The 14,461-nt window shown below is 66.2% G+C and carries 14 protein-coding genes; 5 read left to right on the forward strand and 9 right to left on the reverse strand.

Translation table 11 applies throughout. The features are described 5' to 3' along the window. Positions 1–8 precede the first annotated feature (8 nt). The 4 genes from ASG67_RS17305 to ASG67_RS17320 are packed head-to-tail and all read right to left on the reverse strand — an operon-like array spanning position 9 to position 4,962. The gene (locus ASG67_RS17305; protein ID WP_235535281.1) at positions 9–1,055 is read right to left on the reverse strand and encodes an AbrB family transcriptional regulator; all 1,047 of its coding nucleotides are present in this window, start codon (positions 1,053–1,055) and stop codon (positions 9–11) included. Positions 1,056–1,068: 13 nt separating this feature from the next. Beyond that, the gene (locus ASG67_RS17310; RefSeq protein ID WP_056532779.1) at positions 1,069–2,370 is read right to left on the reverse strand and encodes a CitMHS family transporter; all 1,302 of its coding nucleotides are present in this window, start codon (positions 2,368–2,370) and stop codon (positions 1,069–1,071) included. 37 nt (positions 2,371–2,407) lie between these two features. After that, positions 2,408–3,901, reverse strand: coding sequence for an OprO/OprP family phosphate-selective porin (locus ASG67_RS17315; protein WP_056532782.1), 1,494 nt, complete (start codon positions 3,899–3,901; stop codon positions 2,408–2,410). Continuing rightward, positions 3,898–4,962 carry an ABC transporter substrate-binding protein gene (locus tag ASG67_RS17320; RefSeq protein ID WP_082543647.1) on the reverse strand — a complete coding sequence of 355 codons (1,065 nt, stop codon included), beginning with the start codon at positions 4,960–4,962 and terminating at the stop codon, positions 3,898–3,900. The genes ASG67_RS17315 and ASG67_RS17320 overlap by 4 nt, the downstream gene beginning before the upstream one ends. Before the next feature lie 140 nt (positions 4,963–5,102). On the opposite strand from ASG67_RS17320, the gene ASG67_RS17325 reads away from it, so the two are divergent. From ASG67_RS17325 to ASG67_RS17335, 3 genes are all read left to right on the forward strand, one after another. Further along, the gene (locus ASG67_RS17325) at positions 5,103–5,768 is read left to right on the forward strand and encodes a response regulator transcription factor (protein ID WP_200940832.1); all 666 of its coding nucleotides are present in this window, start codon (positions 5,103–5,105) and stop codon (positions 5,766–5,768) included. A gap of 61 nt (positions 5,769–5,829) precedes the next feature. Beyond that, positions 5,830–7,173: a sensor histidine kinase gene (locus ASG67_RS17330; protein WP_235535288.1), complete on the forward strand. Its 1,344-nt coding sequence runs from the start codon at positions 5,830–5,832 to the stop codon at positions 7,171–7,173. 82 nt (positions 7,174–7,255) lie between these two features. Beyond that, on the forward strand, positions 7,256–8,719 hold the full coding sequence (locus ASG67_RS17335; RefSeq protein WP_082543630.1) for a glycoside hydrolase family 28 protein: 1,464 nt from the start codon (positions 7,256–7,258) through the stop codon (positions 8,717–8,719). A gap of 83 nt (positions 8,720–8,802) precedes the next feature. Here the strand turns inward: ASG67_RS17335 and ASG67_RS17340 are convergent, their stop codons facing one another. Further along, positions 8,803–9,279, reverse strand: coding sequence for a hypothetical protein (locus ASG67_RS17340; protein ID WP_056532789.1), 477 nt, complete (start codon positions 9,277–9,279; stop codon positions 8,803–8,805). Between the two features lie 210 nt (positions 9,280–9,489). Between ASG67_RS17340 and ASG67_RS19650 the strand changes: the two genes are divergently transcribed. Continuing rightward, entirely contained in the window at positions 9,490–10,302 is an 813-nt protein-coding gene (locus tag ASG67_RS19650; RefSeq protein ID WP_056532791.1) for a PEPxxWA-CTERM sorting domain-containing protein, read from the forward strand. Positions 10,303–10,348: 46 nt separating this feature from the next. Here ASG67_RS19650 and ASG67_RS17350 read toward each other — a convergent pair whose 3' ends face one another. Next, entirely contained in the window at positions 10,349–11,341 is a 993-nt protein-coding gene (locus ASG67_RS17350) for an SDR family oxidoreductase (RefSeq protein WP_056532792.1), read from the reverse strand. Between the two features lie 79 nt (positions 11,342–11,420). Continuing rightward, complete coding sequence (locus tag ASG67_RS17355) at positions 11,421–11,864, reverse strand: glycine zipper 2TM domain-containing protein (RefSeq protein WP_200940833.1); 444 nt, start codon at positions 11,862–11,864, stop codon at positions 11,421–11,423. 302 nt (positions 11,865–12,166) lie between these two features. On the opposite strand from ASG67_RS17355, the gene ASG67_RS17360 reads away from it, so the two are divergent. Further along, positions 12,167–12,463 (forward strand): hypothetical protein, encoded by a 297-nt coding sequence (locus ASG67_RS17360; RefSeq protein ID WP_056532795.1) that lies wholly within the window; start codon positions 12,167–12,169, stop codon positions 12,461–12,463. Between the two features lie 83 nt (positions 12,464–12,546). On the opposite strand, the gene ASG67_RS17365 is transcribed toward ASG67_RS17360, so the two are convergent. Then, on the reverse strand, positions 12,547–13,704 hold the full coding sequence (locus ASG67_RS17365) for a hypothetical protein (protein WP_056532797.1): 1,158 nt from the start codon (positions 13,702–13,704) through the stop codon (positions 12,547–12,549). Positions 13,705–13,799: 95 nt separating this feature from the next. Further along, a complete protein-coding gene (locus tag ASG67_RS17370) occupies positions 13,800–14,027 on the reverse strand; it encodes a hypothetical protein (RefSeq protein WP_156460902.1) in 228 nt (75 codons plus the stop codon). Positions 14,028–14,461 lie beyond the last annotated feature (434 nt).

Raw genomic sequence — 14,461 nt, forward strand, 5'->3', positions numbered from 1 at the left:
AGCTCCGATCAGGAAGAAATTGGGGTACGAAAGACGAGCGGCGCCCCGATCAGCACCAGCACGACGCGGGTCAGATGGTGGACGATGACGAAAGCGGGTTCGAGCGCGAGGCTGAGCGCGACCATGCTCATCTCCGCCAGGCCACCGGGGGAATAGGCGAGCACCAGCAGCACCGGATCGATCCCCGTCGCCGCGCCGATGCCGACCGCCCAGAGAATGGTGAGCGTCAGCAGGATCACCGTCGATCCCGCCGCCAGCAACACGGTGCGGACCAGCGCGCGCATCGTCAGCCCGCCGAACCGGCAGCCGAGTGTCGCGCCCAGTCCCACCTGCGCCGCGGCCAGCGCCCAGCCTGGGATGCGGAAATCGGCGATGCCGGTCGCGTGGACGATGGCCGAGACGGCGAGCGGCCCGACCAGATGCCAGGCGGGCAGACGCAGCGCGCGACCCAGCACCAATCCCACGACCACGCAGCCCGAGGCCCAGCCGACCAGCGTCCAGTTCGCCATCCCGCCGCTCACCACGGCGAGCGCACCGGGCGGTATCGCGACGGGCGCGGCGACGAGACGGATCAGGAACGGCAGCGTGAACACCACGAGAAAGATGCGCGCGGCATGGATCAGGCCGACGGTGCGCTCGTCCGCCCCGCGTTCCGCCCCCATCACCACCATCTCGGCGATCCCGCCCGGCATCCCGGCGAAATAGGCGGTCGCGGGATCGAACTTAGCGACCCGCCGGAAATAAGTGACGCAGACCAAAGCCGCGCTGGCGAGGAACAGCGGGAGGAGCGCCAGCGGCACAATCCATGCGCGCGCCTGACCGAACAGATCGGGCTGGAAACTGCTGCCCAGCACCACGCCGATCACCGCCGCCATCGGGCGTCGCGTGGCCGACGATGCCGCGACCGGCGCGCCGGCGATGCTGGCAACCGCGCACGCGGCCATCGATCCCAGCACCCACGGCAGGGGCGCGCCGATCGCCCGGAACAACGCCCCGCCGCTCGCGCCGACGGCGAGCGCCGCGACGAAGCGGAGAAGGACGTCGGCGCGGATCACTTTACGCCCCCGCTCAGGCGACGAACGGGAAGGCCAGCGCGATCATGCCGACCAGCGTCATCACCACGCACACCGCGATGGCGGGGACGAGCGTGAAGCGCTGGTGATCGGCCAGATCGATGCCGACCAGGCTGACGAGCAGATAGGTCGACGGCACCAGCGGGCTGAGCAGATGTACCGGCTGGCCCATCAGCGACGCGCGCGCGATTGCTTCCGGCGCGACGCCGTAATGCGCGCCCGCCTCGGCCAGGATCGGCAGCATTCCGAAATAGAAGGCGTCGTTCGAGATGAAGAAGGTGAACGGCAGGCTGAGGAACGCGGTGATCGGTGCCATATACGGCCCCATCGCCGGCGGGATCACGCCGACCACCGCCTTGCTCATCGCCTCGACCATGCCGGTGCCGCCCAGGATGCCGGTGAAGATGCCCGCCGCGAAGATCAGCGAGACGACCGCCAGCACGTTGCCGGCATGGGCGGAAATGCGCTCCTTCTGGTCGGCGACGCCCGGATAATTGACGATCATCGCGATCGCGAAGGCGATCATCATCAGCACCGACAGCGGCAATATGCCCCAGACCAGCAACGTCAGCAGCGTGACGACCAAAGCGGCGTTGAACCAGATCAGGTGGGGGCGGCGGGCCTCGGGATATTGCGACACGGCCATGCCCTCGAACGTGTCGGTCACGGTGATGCCCGCCGCGCCCATCCGCGTGCGTTCCTTGCGGCCGAACCAGATGGCGAGGCCGATCAGGAAGGCGAGGCCGGCGATCATGCCGGGGATCAGCGGCAGGAACAGTGTCGCCGGATCGAGCTTCAGCGCACTGGCCGCGCGCGCGGTCGGCCCGCCCCACGGCGTCAGGTTCATGATCCCGCTCGTCGTCATCAACAGGCAGACGAGGTACAGCCGGTTCATGTCGAACCGCTTGTACAGCGGCAGCAGCGCAGCGATCGTGATGATGTAGGTGGTGGAGCCGTCGCCATCGAGGCTGACGAGCGCGCATAGCACGACGGTGCCGATCAAGATGCGCATCGGATCGCCGTGGACCAGCCGGATCAGCCGCGTGACCAGCGGATCGAACAGGCCGGTATCGGTCATCGTCGAGAAGAACAGGATCGCGAACAACAGCATGACGCCGGTCGGCGCCAGGTTCTTGATCCCGTCGATCATCATGTCGCCAAGGCCGGCGCTCTGCCCGGCGATCACGCCGAACAGCGAGGGGATGACGATCAGCGCGACCAGCGGCGTCATCTTTTTCGTCATGATCAGCGTCATGAACGTGGCCACCATCAGGAAGCCGAGCAGGGCAAGGTTCATCGCATCGTCCTTGGGTTAAGGGCGTGAAGGGGATTCATCAGAAGGTGACGCCGACACGCGCGCTGAGCGTCTGGCCGCTGTCGCCACCGGTGAAGGCGCCGGCACGGTTGTCGGTGTCCCACTGGATCGCGTTCACCTGGAACCGGGTGAAGCTGTTCAGGTACCAGTTGACGCCCAGCGTCGCGGCCCAGCCCTCGCCCCCGGTCAGCAGGTCGGTATAATCGAGGCTTTCGTAGCGCGCGGTCAGCTCGATCGCGCCGACCCCGCCGTCGAAGGTGGGTTTCAGCACCTTGGGCTGGCCGAAGCTGCCGAGGCGCGGGTTATAGGGTGGCAGATCGCCGGTCAGGAACAGCCCGCCCGATACGCTCCACGCCTTGCTGACGAAATCGGAGCGGCCGGCATCCAGCCGCGCGTTGCGCCGCCCGGCCTCGCCCATCACCCATAGCGGTCCGCGGTAACCACCGACCTCGATCCCATAGCCGGTGGTGCCGGTGCCGCCCGTCAGCGTGCCGCTCGACACGCGCAGCGCACCGTTGAAGCGCCCGCCGATCACCGTGTTGCGGGTCAGCGATCCGGCGACCGACGAGAGCGATTCATCGAAGCCCCATGCGCCCAGATGTAGCACGCCGTTGTCGGTCTTGATCGGGTTCCAGTGCGCGCGCGCCAGCACGGTGCGGCTGTCGCCGACCGTCTGCACGCCGTCGATCCGGTCGCCGGTCAGCGTGATCGAGGCGTGACCCGTCTTCCAGAACAGGCGCGGCATCACGCCGATGCCGTAAAAGCCGCGCTGCGGGATGATCGCGGTGGCGACGGTGGTGCGTTCCAGGAACGGCGTCGAGTCCGATCCCGTCGATCCCTCGAACCCGCGATCGTTGAACAGATGGCCGGCGCGGACGTCGTAATCGAGGCCGGGCTTGATCCGGTTGCGCCAGCCGACAAAGGCGGTGACGACATCCACCTCGTTTTCGGAAAAGTCGCTTTCGAACTGATAGAAGAAATGCGTGCCGACGCCGCCTTCCAGACCCAGGCGCAGCGCGCGCATCCCCGTCGTGGTGATGTTGCGGCCGTCATATTTCGACCCGAAGCTGGAGCTGACATCGGTCAGGATGCGGCCGCGTGGCTTGAACGTGTACACGCCGTCGGCCGAGTGGAACACGGGCAGGCCCGCGCCCCATTCGGTGGTCAGCCCCGATGGGTTTTCACGCGCGGCGATCGCCTGCGTCACGCTGCGGTCGGCGGGACCGGGGGGTGCCAGCTGCGGCGCGAACGGGATCGTGCGGCGTGGTTCGTTCTGTGCGACCTGCGGGGCGGGAGCTTGCGCCGGCGCGGCGACGGGCGGCGCGGCCTGCGCCACCGCCGTGGCACCCTCCAGCCGGTCGAGCCGCGCTTTCAGCGCCGCGATCTCGGCCGCCTGCGCGCGGACCAGCGTGGCGAGATCGGCATCGCTCGGCGGTGTGGTCGGACTTTGGGCCAGCGCCGGCGTGGCGACGATCAGCGCCAAGGCGGCGCAACCTGTACGGAAAGAGGTCATCGAATTGAGGCTCCGGTGGCGAGGGTCGCGTTCCATTCGCGCAGGAAACGCTGGCGCTTGACGCGATCGAGGTTGACGAGAAGCTGGGGTCCGACGCGGATCGGCCGCGCCTGGTTGGGCGGCAGCCGGCGGGCGCGGACATCGGTGCGCACCGGCCACAGGCTGCGCTGCGCGAGCAGCGTCTGCCCTTCGCGCGACAGCAGGAAATCGAGGAACAGCTTGGCCGCGGCGGGGTGCGCCGCGTCGCGCGCGACGAAGGCGATGCGCGAGGTGACGATGGTGTAATCCTGCGGGAATGCCACGCCGATGCGCGGGTCGGTCCGCGCGCGTTCCAGCGCGTAGGAGCCGATGACGTTGTACGCGATCGCCTGCCGCCCCTCGGCCACCGCACGCAGCATCGGTTCGGTGGTCAGCGACAGCACCGGCCGCGTCGCCGCGATCGCCGCCAGCAGCGAGCCGGTGTCGCGCGTCGTCGCGAAATCCTCCGACAGGTACAGATAGCCGACGTTGGAGCGCGCCGGATCGAACGTCGTCACCCGGCCGGTGAAGGCGGCGCGCTGTTGCCGCAACAACGCCTCCAGCGCGGCATGGGTGCGCGGTACGCGGGCGGCGGGCACCAGCCGCTTGTTGTACACGATGCCGATCGGCTCGGCGGTCACGCCGAAACCCATGTTCTTCCACACCGACACCGCCGGCAGCGCGGGTTTCTCCGGGCTGGCATAGCTCTGCGCGAAGCCGTCGTTGATGAGCTTGACCTGCAGGTCCATCGCCGACGACCAGACCAGATCGGCCGACAGGCGGCGCGCGCGGGTTTCGGTGACGAAGCGGCGATACAGTTCGGTCGAACCGAGATCGGCATAGAGGACGGTGATCCCCGGATACCGACGCCGGAACGCGGCGACGACCGGCAGCATCTCGGCGCGGTCGGCATTGGCATAGATGCGCACCTGACGTTCGGCGCGCGCATCGGCGATCAGCTGGTCGTACGATCGCGGATAGCCGGCTGGACGCTGGGCGAAAACAGGGGTCGCGATGGTCGTCGTGACCGTCGCCGCCACCATCGCGGTCAGATGCAGCAATCTGGAAATGAACGGGGCCATCATCACCTCTCCTCGCCTTCCGCCTCTTTGTTCGGATAGACTGCATGGGTGGCGTACGACGCGAACCTGTCATCAACCTTTCACGCCGTGAGGGCGCGTGCATGCGCATCCTGATGATCGAGGACGATGCGGCGCTGGCGCGCAGCATCGCCGCGCTGCTGCGCGCCAGCGGCAACGCGGTCGATCATGTCGCGACCGGCGCGGACGCGCTGGCGGTGGTGGCGGGCGAACCCTATGCGCTGGTCATCCTCGACGTCGGCCTGCCGGATATCGACGGCTTCACCGTGCTGGCCCGGCTGCGGGCGCGCGGCGACCGGGTGCCGGTGCTGATGCTGACCGCGCGCGATGGCCTCGACGACCGGGTGCGCGGGCTCGATCTCGGCGCCGACGACTATCTGCGCAAACCGTTCGAGCCGGAGGAGCTGGAGGCACGCGTCCGGGCGCTCGGTCGCCGGCGGGGCGGCGATCCGCACCCGGTGCTGCGCGTCGGGCCGCTGACGCTCGACCGATCGACCGGCGGGGCGGACATCGCCGGCCGCCCGCTCGACCTGCGTCGCCGCGAACGCGCGGTGCTGGAAGCACTCGCCACCCGCGCCGGCCGCGTCGTGTCGCGCGACCTGCTGATCGGCGAGGTCTTCGGCTTCGACGAGCCGGTCGGCAGCAACGCGATCGAGGTCCACGTCACCCGCCTGCGCGGCAAGCTGGCCCCGGACGGCCCCGAAATCCGCACCGTGCGCGGCGTGGGGTATATGCTTGATGGTGGGTGACGTGCTCCTCCGGGCAACGGAAGCACGCACACCAGCGCTGCGCACCCGCCTGCTGGTCGCGATGGTCGGGCCGCTGCTGCTGGCGGCGGTCGTTATCGGCGTGCTCGGCGCGACCCTGATCGCTGATGTCGTGCGCCGGACCAGCGACCGTGTGCTGGGCGGCGCGCTGGGGGCGATCGCGGAGACCGTGCAGGTGGAGCGCGGCGAGGTGACGCTCGACCTGCCCGCCGCGGCGTTCGGGATGCTGGAGAATGGCGAGCGCGACAATGTCTATTACCGGATCGCGGTGGGGGGCGAATTGCTGACCGGCTATGCTGACCTGCCCGCGCCCGACCCGGCGACGCTGGCGGTCGATGTGCCGCGATACCGCTTCGCCCGCTACCGCGATCAGGACGTCCGCATCGCCGAGGTGCGCCGCGCGCTGCCCCGTATCGACCGGCCGGTGATCGTCCAGATCGCCGAGACGCTCGACAACCGCAGTGCGCTCAACCGGCGGTTGATGCTGGCGCTGCTGGTCGGCGAATGCGTTCTGGTGGGGGCCGCGGCGCTACTGCTCCGCCCCGCGCTCGGCTGGAGTCTCCGCCCCCTCGCCCGATTGCGCGGTGCGGTGGAAGCGCGCGACGAACATGCGCGCCCGGATTTCTCCCCGCTCGATGCCGGCCCCCTGCCCAGCGAGCTGCGCCCGCTCGCCCGCGCGTTCGACCGGTTGCTGGCGCAGCTCGACACCGCGACCAGCGGCGTGCGCCGCTTCACCGCCGATGCCTCGCACCAGATGCGCACGCCGCTGTCGGTGCTGAAGGTGCAACTGGCGCTGGCGCGGCGCGGCTCCGGGCCAGAGCGCACCGAGGCGCTGGACGAGATCGCCGATGCCGCCACCCGCCTGGAACGACTGGTGACGCAGCTGCTGGCGCTGGCCCGCGCCGAGGAGGCCGGCGTCTCCGCGCCCTTGGAGGCGGTCGACCTGCGCGAGGTTGCGGCCGCGGTCATCACCCGCCAGTTCGGCCAAGCGGTCGACGCCGGTATCGACCTGGTGCTGGAGGGCGACGAGACCGTCGCCGCGATCGTGCCCGGCCACCGCACCCTGATCTTCGAAATCCTGTCCAACCTGATCGACAACGGCATCCGCTACAACCGGCCGGGCGGCACCGTGTCGGTCACGATCGCGGCAACGCCATCGGCCACGACGGTCGCCGTCGCGGACGACGGTCCCGGCATCCCCCTCGCCCACCGCGACACCGCCTTCGACCGCTTCGTGCGCCTTGGCCCCGGCAGCGGCCCCGACGGCAGCGGCCTGGGCCTCGCCATCGTCCGCTCCGCCGCGACCCGCCTGAACGCCACGGTGTCGTTCGGAGACGTGGACGTGGGCTTGACGATTATCCTGCGTTTTGCGGGGGTAGGGACGTGATGGTCGGCATCGAACATCGCTCGATGGTGATCGTTCGTTCGGGTATGTCCGCCGTGAAACGGTGCAGGAAAGATGGGCGTAGATGAAGATGCCGGTGGACCGTCGCTCATTCCTCCACGGTGCCTGCGCTCTGCCGCTTCTGAACACCAGTGTTCTGGTTCGTGCCGCTGCATTGCCGACACGGACGGTCACCGTGCCCGCCCCCTTCGATATGCCAGGCATCACCGTGCCGGATTTCCGGATGAGCCGAACCTTCCTGATTACCGACTTTGGCGCATCGCCGGTCGACAAGGCCAGGACCAGCACCGCTATCGCCCGGGCGATCGATGCGGCGAACGCGGCGGGATCGGGCATCGTCGTCGTTCCTGCCGGCACGTGGCCGACCGGCAAAATTCACCTAAAAAGCAACGTCAATCTTCATCTGGCCAAGGGCGCCACGCTGCGATTTTCCGATGAGCCGCAGGACTATTTGCCCGCGGTGCAGACCTCGTGGGAGGGGATCGAATGCTTCAACTATTCGCCCCTGATCTATGCCTTCGGGTGCGAGAACGTGGCCATCACCGGTAAGGGGCGACTGGAGCCCGTTTTGGACCGCTGGACGATCTGGTCGGCACGGCCAAAGCCGCACATGGATGCCTTGGTCGCGCTCTACAACATGGCGTACCGGAACGTGCCCGTGCGCGAACGGCAAATGGCGGTCGGTGCCAACAACCTGCGCCCCCACCTCATCCAGTTCAATCGTTGTCGCAACGTGCTGGTCGAGGACATCTCGATCGAGGGCAGCCCGTTCTGGACGCTCCACCCGCTACTCTGCCGCGACGTGGTGATCCGCCGCATCAGCATTCGCGCCCATGGACACAACAACGACGGCGTCGATCCCGAGATGAGCCAGAATGTGCTGATCGAGGACTGCCAGTTCGATCAGGGCGACGATGCAATCTCGGTGAAATCGGGTCGCGACATGGATGCCTGGCGGCTCGCTGCGCCGTGCCGGAATGTCGTCGTGCGCAATTGCCGGATCGTCAACGGTCATCAATTGATGGCGGTGGGTAGCGAGCTATCCGCCGGCATCGAAAACATCCTGGTCGATAATTGCCACTTCATCGGCGACGGCAAGGGCGCGGACGATCACGCGGTGCCGATCAACAACCTTCTGTTCGTCAAGACCAACGAGCGGCGCGGGGGGTTTGTGAAGAACATCCACATGACCAATGTCAGCGCCACCTCGATCGCAGGCGGCGTGCTCGCCGTCGAGACTGATGTACTTTATCAATGGAAGACGCTGCTTCCCACTTATGTCCGGCGTCTGACGCCGATCGAAGGGCTGTATGTCAGCGATATCGACGTGAAGGCAGCCAAGTTCGTGTGCCGGATAACGGCCGATCGTCAGATGCCGGTGCGCGATGTGCAACTCAACCGGGTACGGGTGGGGACGACCACGGAAACGCCGATTGTAACGGAGAACGTCATCGGCTTTTCAACGACGACAACGGTCCGGGATGGCGGCCCGACACGCGCTAAGCGCAATCCCAGCGCGCGGTCATGATCCTGACCCGGACCGATGGATGTACAGCGGGTCGTCATCGACGGTCAGTCCATCCGTTCCGCCGACAATGTCGGTGCACTCCCTCAAGCCGCCAGCAACGACAGCCCCCCGATCGGCACGATCCATTCCGCCCCCAGTCGCGGATACGGTCCGTTGAACAGGTCGCCCAGCGCGCGTGCGTAATGGCGGTTCAGCCAGCGGCGACGGCGGTGTTCGGGGCCGTCGTGCAGCATGTGGCAGCGCTGGCACAATGCCGCCAGATTCTGCCCCATGCTGTCGGTCGGGTCGTGGTTCAGGTGCGCGCAGGCCAGCACCACCCGCGTCCAGCGTCCGTCGTGCAACAGGTCGCGGCGCGGCAGCCGCACCCGCCGCCCGCGCCCGTCGCGCCAGCGGATGTCATGGCGATCCCACCAGACGCCGTCGCCCAAATGGAACACGCGTTCGCCATGCGGTCGCCGGCAATGCTCGCAGCGCCCGCCGGCCCGGTCGAACCGGATCGCCCGCGACAGCTGCGTCCAGTCGATCGGGTACAACCAGAGATGATCGGCGCGGATTGGCATCGTACGCGCGATTCTGATTCATCCGGCCCCGGAACGAAAGCAGAAAATGCTGGCAAACGTAACAATCGTTTGTCAGCGAAAGATAGTTACCGATACAAATTAATCTGTCCCGAAACAGGGCGTTATTGGCCAAAAAGACAAGAATGATGTCCTTGTCGTCCCCCTTTGAAGCCGACAAATTCGCGCGAGAACAAGAGGGGATACTGAAACATGCACATTCTATCGCACGCGGCCGTGTCGGCTGCGGCACTCTTCGTCGCGGCCCATGCGCAGGCCGCCACCGTCGTCGTCACCGGCGCAACCGGGCTGCCCAGCGCCAACAGCTGGGGCGTGATCCCCACCGAGAACACTGGCGGTGGCTCTGCGGTCATCACCACCACCGCCGCACGGTCGGGCAACGGTTCGGTCGAACTGAAGGGCGACCGCACGCGGTTCCAAGAGGGCATCCAGTATGGTGGCGCGACCGGTGCCACGAACCTGATGGCGCTTTCCACGGTGACCGGCCTTGCCTTTGACTGGCGGATCGCGGCTGACAGCATTAGCGGCTACAATGTCGATTACACTCCCGCTCTTCGCCTGTTGGTACAGGACGGCAGCCAGCGCAGCGAGCTGGTCTGGGAAGGCGTCTATAACGGCACCTATGGCAACACTGCCCGCGACACCTGGTATTCGTCGAGCTTCGGCGACAATTTCTATCAGTTCGTGGCCGGTGCCGGCGTCACGACCGCAGGCGGCAGCCAGGTCAACAAGACGCTGTCGAGCTGGATCACCCAGAACTATAGCGCGAACGCCTTCGTCTCGGGCATCAGCGTCGGCAACGGATCGGGTGCGCTGCCCACCTATCACGCCTTCGCCGACAACGTCGCGTTGCGCACGACCAGCGGCACCACGACCTTCAATTTCGAAACTGCGGTCGCGGCCGTACCGGAACCCGCCACCTGGGCGATGATGCTGGTCGGTTTCGGCATGACCGGCGCCGCGATGCGCTATCGCCGGCGCAAGGTCCGCGCCGTCTTCGCCTGATGACAAGAAAGCCGCCGGCCATGAAGGCTGGCGGCTTCTCCTCACTTCAGGCCGGCTGGCCGTTTCCGCCGGTCGACCCGAAGATCTGCCCGGTCGAGTAACTGAGCAGCGGATCGGCTGCCGCCACGTACAGCCCGGCGATCTCCGCTGGCTGGCCGGGGCGGCCCATCGGTGAGCTTTCGCCGAAGCTGCGTTGCTTGTCCGGTGTCGCCCCACCGCTCACCTGCAACGGCGTCCAGAACGGCCCTGGTGCCACCGCATTCACGCGGATGCCGCGCGCCGCCAGTTGCTTGGCCATGCCCTTGGTGAAGTTCAGCACCGCGGCTCGCGTCATCGCATAATCGACGATATCGGGTGACGGGTCGCCTGCCTGTTCGGACGAGGTGTTCACGATCACCGCCCCCGGCCCCATCCGCTCCACCGCCGCCTTCGTCAGCCAGAACGGCGCATAGACGTTGGTCTTCATGGTATCGTCGAAATCCTGTGACGAGATATCGGCGATGCCCGGCCGCGTCTGTTGCCGCGCCGCGTTGTTCACCAGAATGTCGAGCCCGCCCAGCTGCTCGGCCGCCTGCTGCACCAGCTTCCGGCAGAACCGCTCATCGCGCAGGTCGCCGGGGATCGCCACCGCGCGCCGCCCCTCGGCGCGGATCAGCGCCACGACCTCGCGCGCGTCTGGCTCCTCGGCGGGCAGGTAATTGATCGCGACGTCCGCGCCCTCGCGCGCATAGGCGATCGCCGCGGCCCGGCCGATGCCGCTGTCGCCGCCCGTGATGAGCGCCTTCTTGCCCGCGAGCCGGCCCGATCCCTTGTAGCTGGTTTCGCCATGATCGGGCCGCGGCGTCATCTTCGATGCAAGCCCCGGCCAAGGCTGGCGCTGTACCGCGAAGGGCGGCTTGGGATAGGCGGCCGCAGCCGGCGTGGTCGCCGCCTTGGCGCCCCCGCCGCCTTGCGCCGCTGCGGCCGCACCGTAGGTAACGGCCGCCCCTGCCGCCAGCGCGGCGCCGGTCACAAAACTGCGTCGATCGGTATCGGTCATGTCGTTGAAACTCCCGGCGATATGTCTTTCACCAGAAGCGTCGACCAGGACGATACGTTCCCCGCTGTCCCGACAACCCTTAGCGGCAATAACCTGGGTTGTTCGACTTCTCGACCGCATGACCGGCCAGCGCACCGGCGCCCCCGCCCAGGATCGTGCCGAGCGCCCGGTCGCCCCGGCTGTCGATCGTCCGCCCGAGCAGACCACCGGCAATCGCGCCGACCAGCGCGCCGGTCGTGCCCTTGTTGCACCGTTGCGGACGATCATAGCCCCGGTCGCCATAATCGCGCCGGTCGTCATAGCGACGACGATCGTCGTAACCCCGGCGATCGTCGTAGCGCCGGTCGTTGCGATGGGCGATGTAGCGCGGCGCTGGGTCATAGCGGCCGTCATCATCCTGATAGCGCTGCTCGTAGCGATCCTGGTAGCGCGGGTCCTGATAACGCTGCGCCCCGGCGACCGACGGCATCATGCCCGCAGCAGCAGAAGCCAGCAGCGCCGCACCCAGAACAAACTTGCGCATGATCGATCTCCATTCCGGCAGACCATCGCTGCCATGAAGACGGTATGCGCTCGCCGTCATGTTGCGACACTGAATGCGATCGTTACCTGTCGTTCAGCAGCGTCCTGATCGAAAGGTCCTACGACGTGGACGAATGGCTAGGTGCGGCGGGATGGCGATCGTCGGATTTTATGTCGGCGCGTGATCGAGGATGGTTGAGCGCTGGAATGTCGAGCGATCACGCATCCGCGATGTTTCGGAAACGCAACCATATGACCGCCCCGATCGTCTCGTCACGACCGAATTGAATAAAAGGGACTGACATGAAGCATTCGACGAAGATCGCCGCGGTCGCGGCCGCCCTCCTCTCGCTCACCGCCTGCGGCGGCAAGGGCGACGACAAGCTTGGCGATCAGGCCGAACAGGTCGCCGACAACCGCGCCGACGCGATGGACGCCGCAGCCGACAACATGACCGGCACCGATGCCGCCGCGATGGAAGCGCGCGCCGACGCCACTCGCGCAGCCGGCGAAGCCCGCGAGGAAGCGATCGACGACGCCGACGTCAACGCCCACGCCATGTCGAACGAGCAGAAGGCGGCACTGGTCAACGGCCAGTAATATTGGTGATGTGAGGTAGGGGGCCGGCCGGGAGATAGTAATCCCCCGGTTGGCCCCACCGGCGATTGTTAGGTTGAGTTACCTCAACCGTCCGGATTGGCCAGCACCTCCGATAAATGCTCGCGACGCGCCACGGTCATGGCGTCGGTTTCCGTCAGATCGACGACATGGATGGTCAGCTTACCCATTCGCTGGGGGATCCGGGTGCCCGTTGGCGTACCCAGCGTGCCGCGAACCGTGAACCGGTCGATCCGATAGTTGCCCGGACTTCCCTGTTCGACGTCGAATGGCGCATAGCGTCGCTGACCGACCTGACGGAGAATACCGGGTGCCCACTGGCCGAGACCGGATGTGCGCAATATCTCGGCCCCCGAGGTTCGCCCGTCCGGACGGATCCAGTAGCCGACATCGGCGAACCTGATCTTCGGATCGTGCCAGGGATCGGCCTTGAAGATGTCACTGGGCGGGTTGATGTCGTCGATTGGAGGGGCAAAAATCAGGGTCGGCGCACCGGTCGCGGACTGGCGCAGGCGTGTCGCCAGCGTGTCCACCGCCCCTGCGTCACCGCGCTGGATCGCAATCCGCGTGTGCAGGATGTCGCGCAGTTCCACTATCTGCCGGTTGTTCGCACCAGCCAATCTGACAGCCTCGTCGGCAAGTTTTTCGGCGTCCCGATTGCGCTCGAGAGACAGCGCCAGCCAGGCACGGCGGAATGCCGCCCCGGCCGCCAATTCGGAATTGCCGCTCTCCACCGCCTTCCGCTGGACGGTGAGGTACGCATTCTCGGCGCCGCTGGCGTCACCAAGACCGACCATATTATCACCGAGCGCGAGCTCTTGTGCCAGCGTCGCGATGTTGTTTTCGCCCGCATAGCGGCACAGCACCTGCACGTTGTTCAGGGCCGACCATCGCCACAGGTTGGTGTCGCCCATATGCTCGGCGACCGTCGCCAGCGTGGCGTACAGGCTCGATACCGGACCAGGCAGATCGGCCGCATGATTGCGGTTGCGCCCGATCGCATTCTGCAAGGTGCGCCGCGCATCGACGTAACGACCGCCTGCGAACTGCTCGACCGATGCCTGGAGCGACGTCTCAACCTCCTCGGCGGGCGGGCAATGACGGGCAAGGCACGCCGCCAGCGCCTGTTCGGCGCGGCGACCGACAACGATGATCTCTTCCCGTGAAGCCGGGGCGGCGGCGGGTGCGACTTGCGCCAGCAGCAGGAGCGTTAAACCGATCACACCTGAAATTCATGGGATTCACGGTGGCTGTCAATCATTAGAAAAGGGGACCGAACGACGTCGTTGATGATGGCCATACGGAAACCAGCGTTCGGCTATTTATCCGTGCCGGAAAGGTCGGTTGCCCTGATGCTGTAAGGAATTTCACGAAAACACGCGCCAATTGCTGCAGCAACGAGAAACACAGGTATCAGCCACCAATCCAAGCCACTGGCCCGCCCCTGTACGATCGCCACAAGCCCGATGACGGCAAGATAAGCGCCGCCAACCCAGACGACCTGCTCGATGAACATACGGACTCGTGGATTAAGCTTGTAATACATCAACGCTCGTTCCCCTTAATGTCGACCGTGTACTACACCGTCTCGTCCATGCATTCGGTAACTGTGATCACTGGCATGTCTTCCGTCTTTGACACAGGAGCGTAGACATCATGAAGCGGTCTCCAGATTGCTTCTGACGTGATGCAGACGGTGCGCCCATGGCTGATCCTAAGCAAAAAGTCGGTTGCGCCGGCCGAACGCAACCGAAGGAGTCCATTGAAGGATCGGCCCGCCCAGAGGCCCGGACGCCGCCAACTGCCTGATATATGCGTAATAGACGTGTGTCACTGTATTATATCAGCGATACAATAAATTTATTGGTTAGCTAACTTTAAGAGGCATAGAACATTTTAATGTAGGCATGTCGACACCTAGACCTGTCGCAAGGTAGATATGAGTGAGGTTGCCACAACAACGCTTTGCAGATGGCAACC

Origin of the sequence: Sphingomonas sp. Leaf339, assembly GCF_001426195.1 — a bacterium.
In the GTDB taxonomy this organism is placed as follows: domain Bacteria; phylum Pseudomonadota; class Alphaproteobacteria; order Sphingomonadales; family Sphingomonadaceae; genus Sphingomonas.

Bases quoted from the DNA above. Each gene is read 5' to 3' on its own strand.
- ASG67_RS17340 (WP_056532789.1), bottom strand. From the start codon at position 9,279: ATGCCAATCCGCGCCGATCATCTCTGGTTGTACCCGATCGACTGGACG.
- ASG67_RS17350 (WP_056532792.1), bottom strand. From the start codon at position 11,341: ATGACCGATACCGATCGACGCAGTTTTGTGACCGGCGCCGCGCTGGCG.
- ASG67_RS17310 (WP_056532779.1), bottom strand. From the start codon at position 2,370: ATGAACCTTGCCCTGCTCGGCTTCCTGATGGTGGCCACGTTCATGACG.
- ASG67_RS19650 (WP_056532791.1), top strand. From the start codon at position 9,490: ATGCACATTCTATCGCACGCGGCCGTGTCGGCTGCGGCACTCTTCGTC.
- ASG67_RS17335 (WP_082543630.1), top strand. From the start codon at position 7,256: ATGAAGATGCCGGTGGACCGTCGCTCATTCCTCCACGGTGCCTGCGCT.
- ASG67_RS17315 (WP_056532782.1), bottom strand. From the start codon at position 3,901: ATGACCTCTTTCCGTACAGGTTGCGCCGCCTTGGCGCTGATCGTCGCC.
- ASG67_RS17330 (WP_235535288.1), top strand. From the start codon at position 5,830: ATGGTCGGGCCGCTGCTGCTGGCGGCGGTCGTTATCGGCGTGCTCGGC.
- ASG67_RS17355 (WP_200940833.1), bottom strand. From the start codon at position 11,864: ATGCGCAAGTTTGTTCTGGGTGCGGCGCTGCTGGCTTCTGCTGCTGCG.
- ASG67_RS17370 (WP_156460902.1), bottom strand. From the start codon at position 14,027: ATGTATTACAAGCTTAATCCACGAGTCCGTATGTTCATCGAGCAGGTC.
- ASG67_RS17360 (WP_056532795.1), top strand. From the start codon at position 12,167: ATGAAGCATTCGACGAAGATCGCCGCGGTCGCGGCCGCCCTCCTCTCG.
- ASG67_RS17320 (WP_082543647.1), bottom strand. From the start codon at position 4,962: ATGGTGGCGGCGACGGTCACGACGACCATCGCGACCCCTGTTTTCGCC.
- ASG67_RS17325 (WP_200940832.1), top strand. From the start codon at position 5,103: ATGCGCATCCTGATGATCGAGGACGATGCGGCGCTGGCGCGCAGCATC.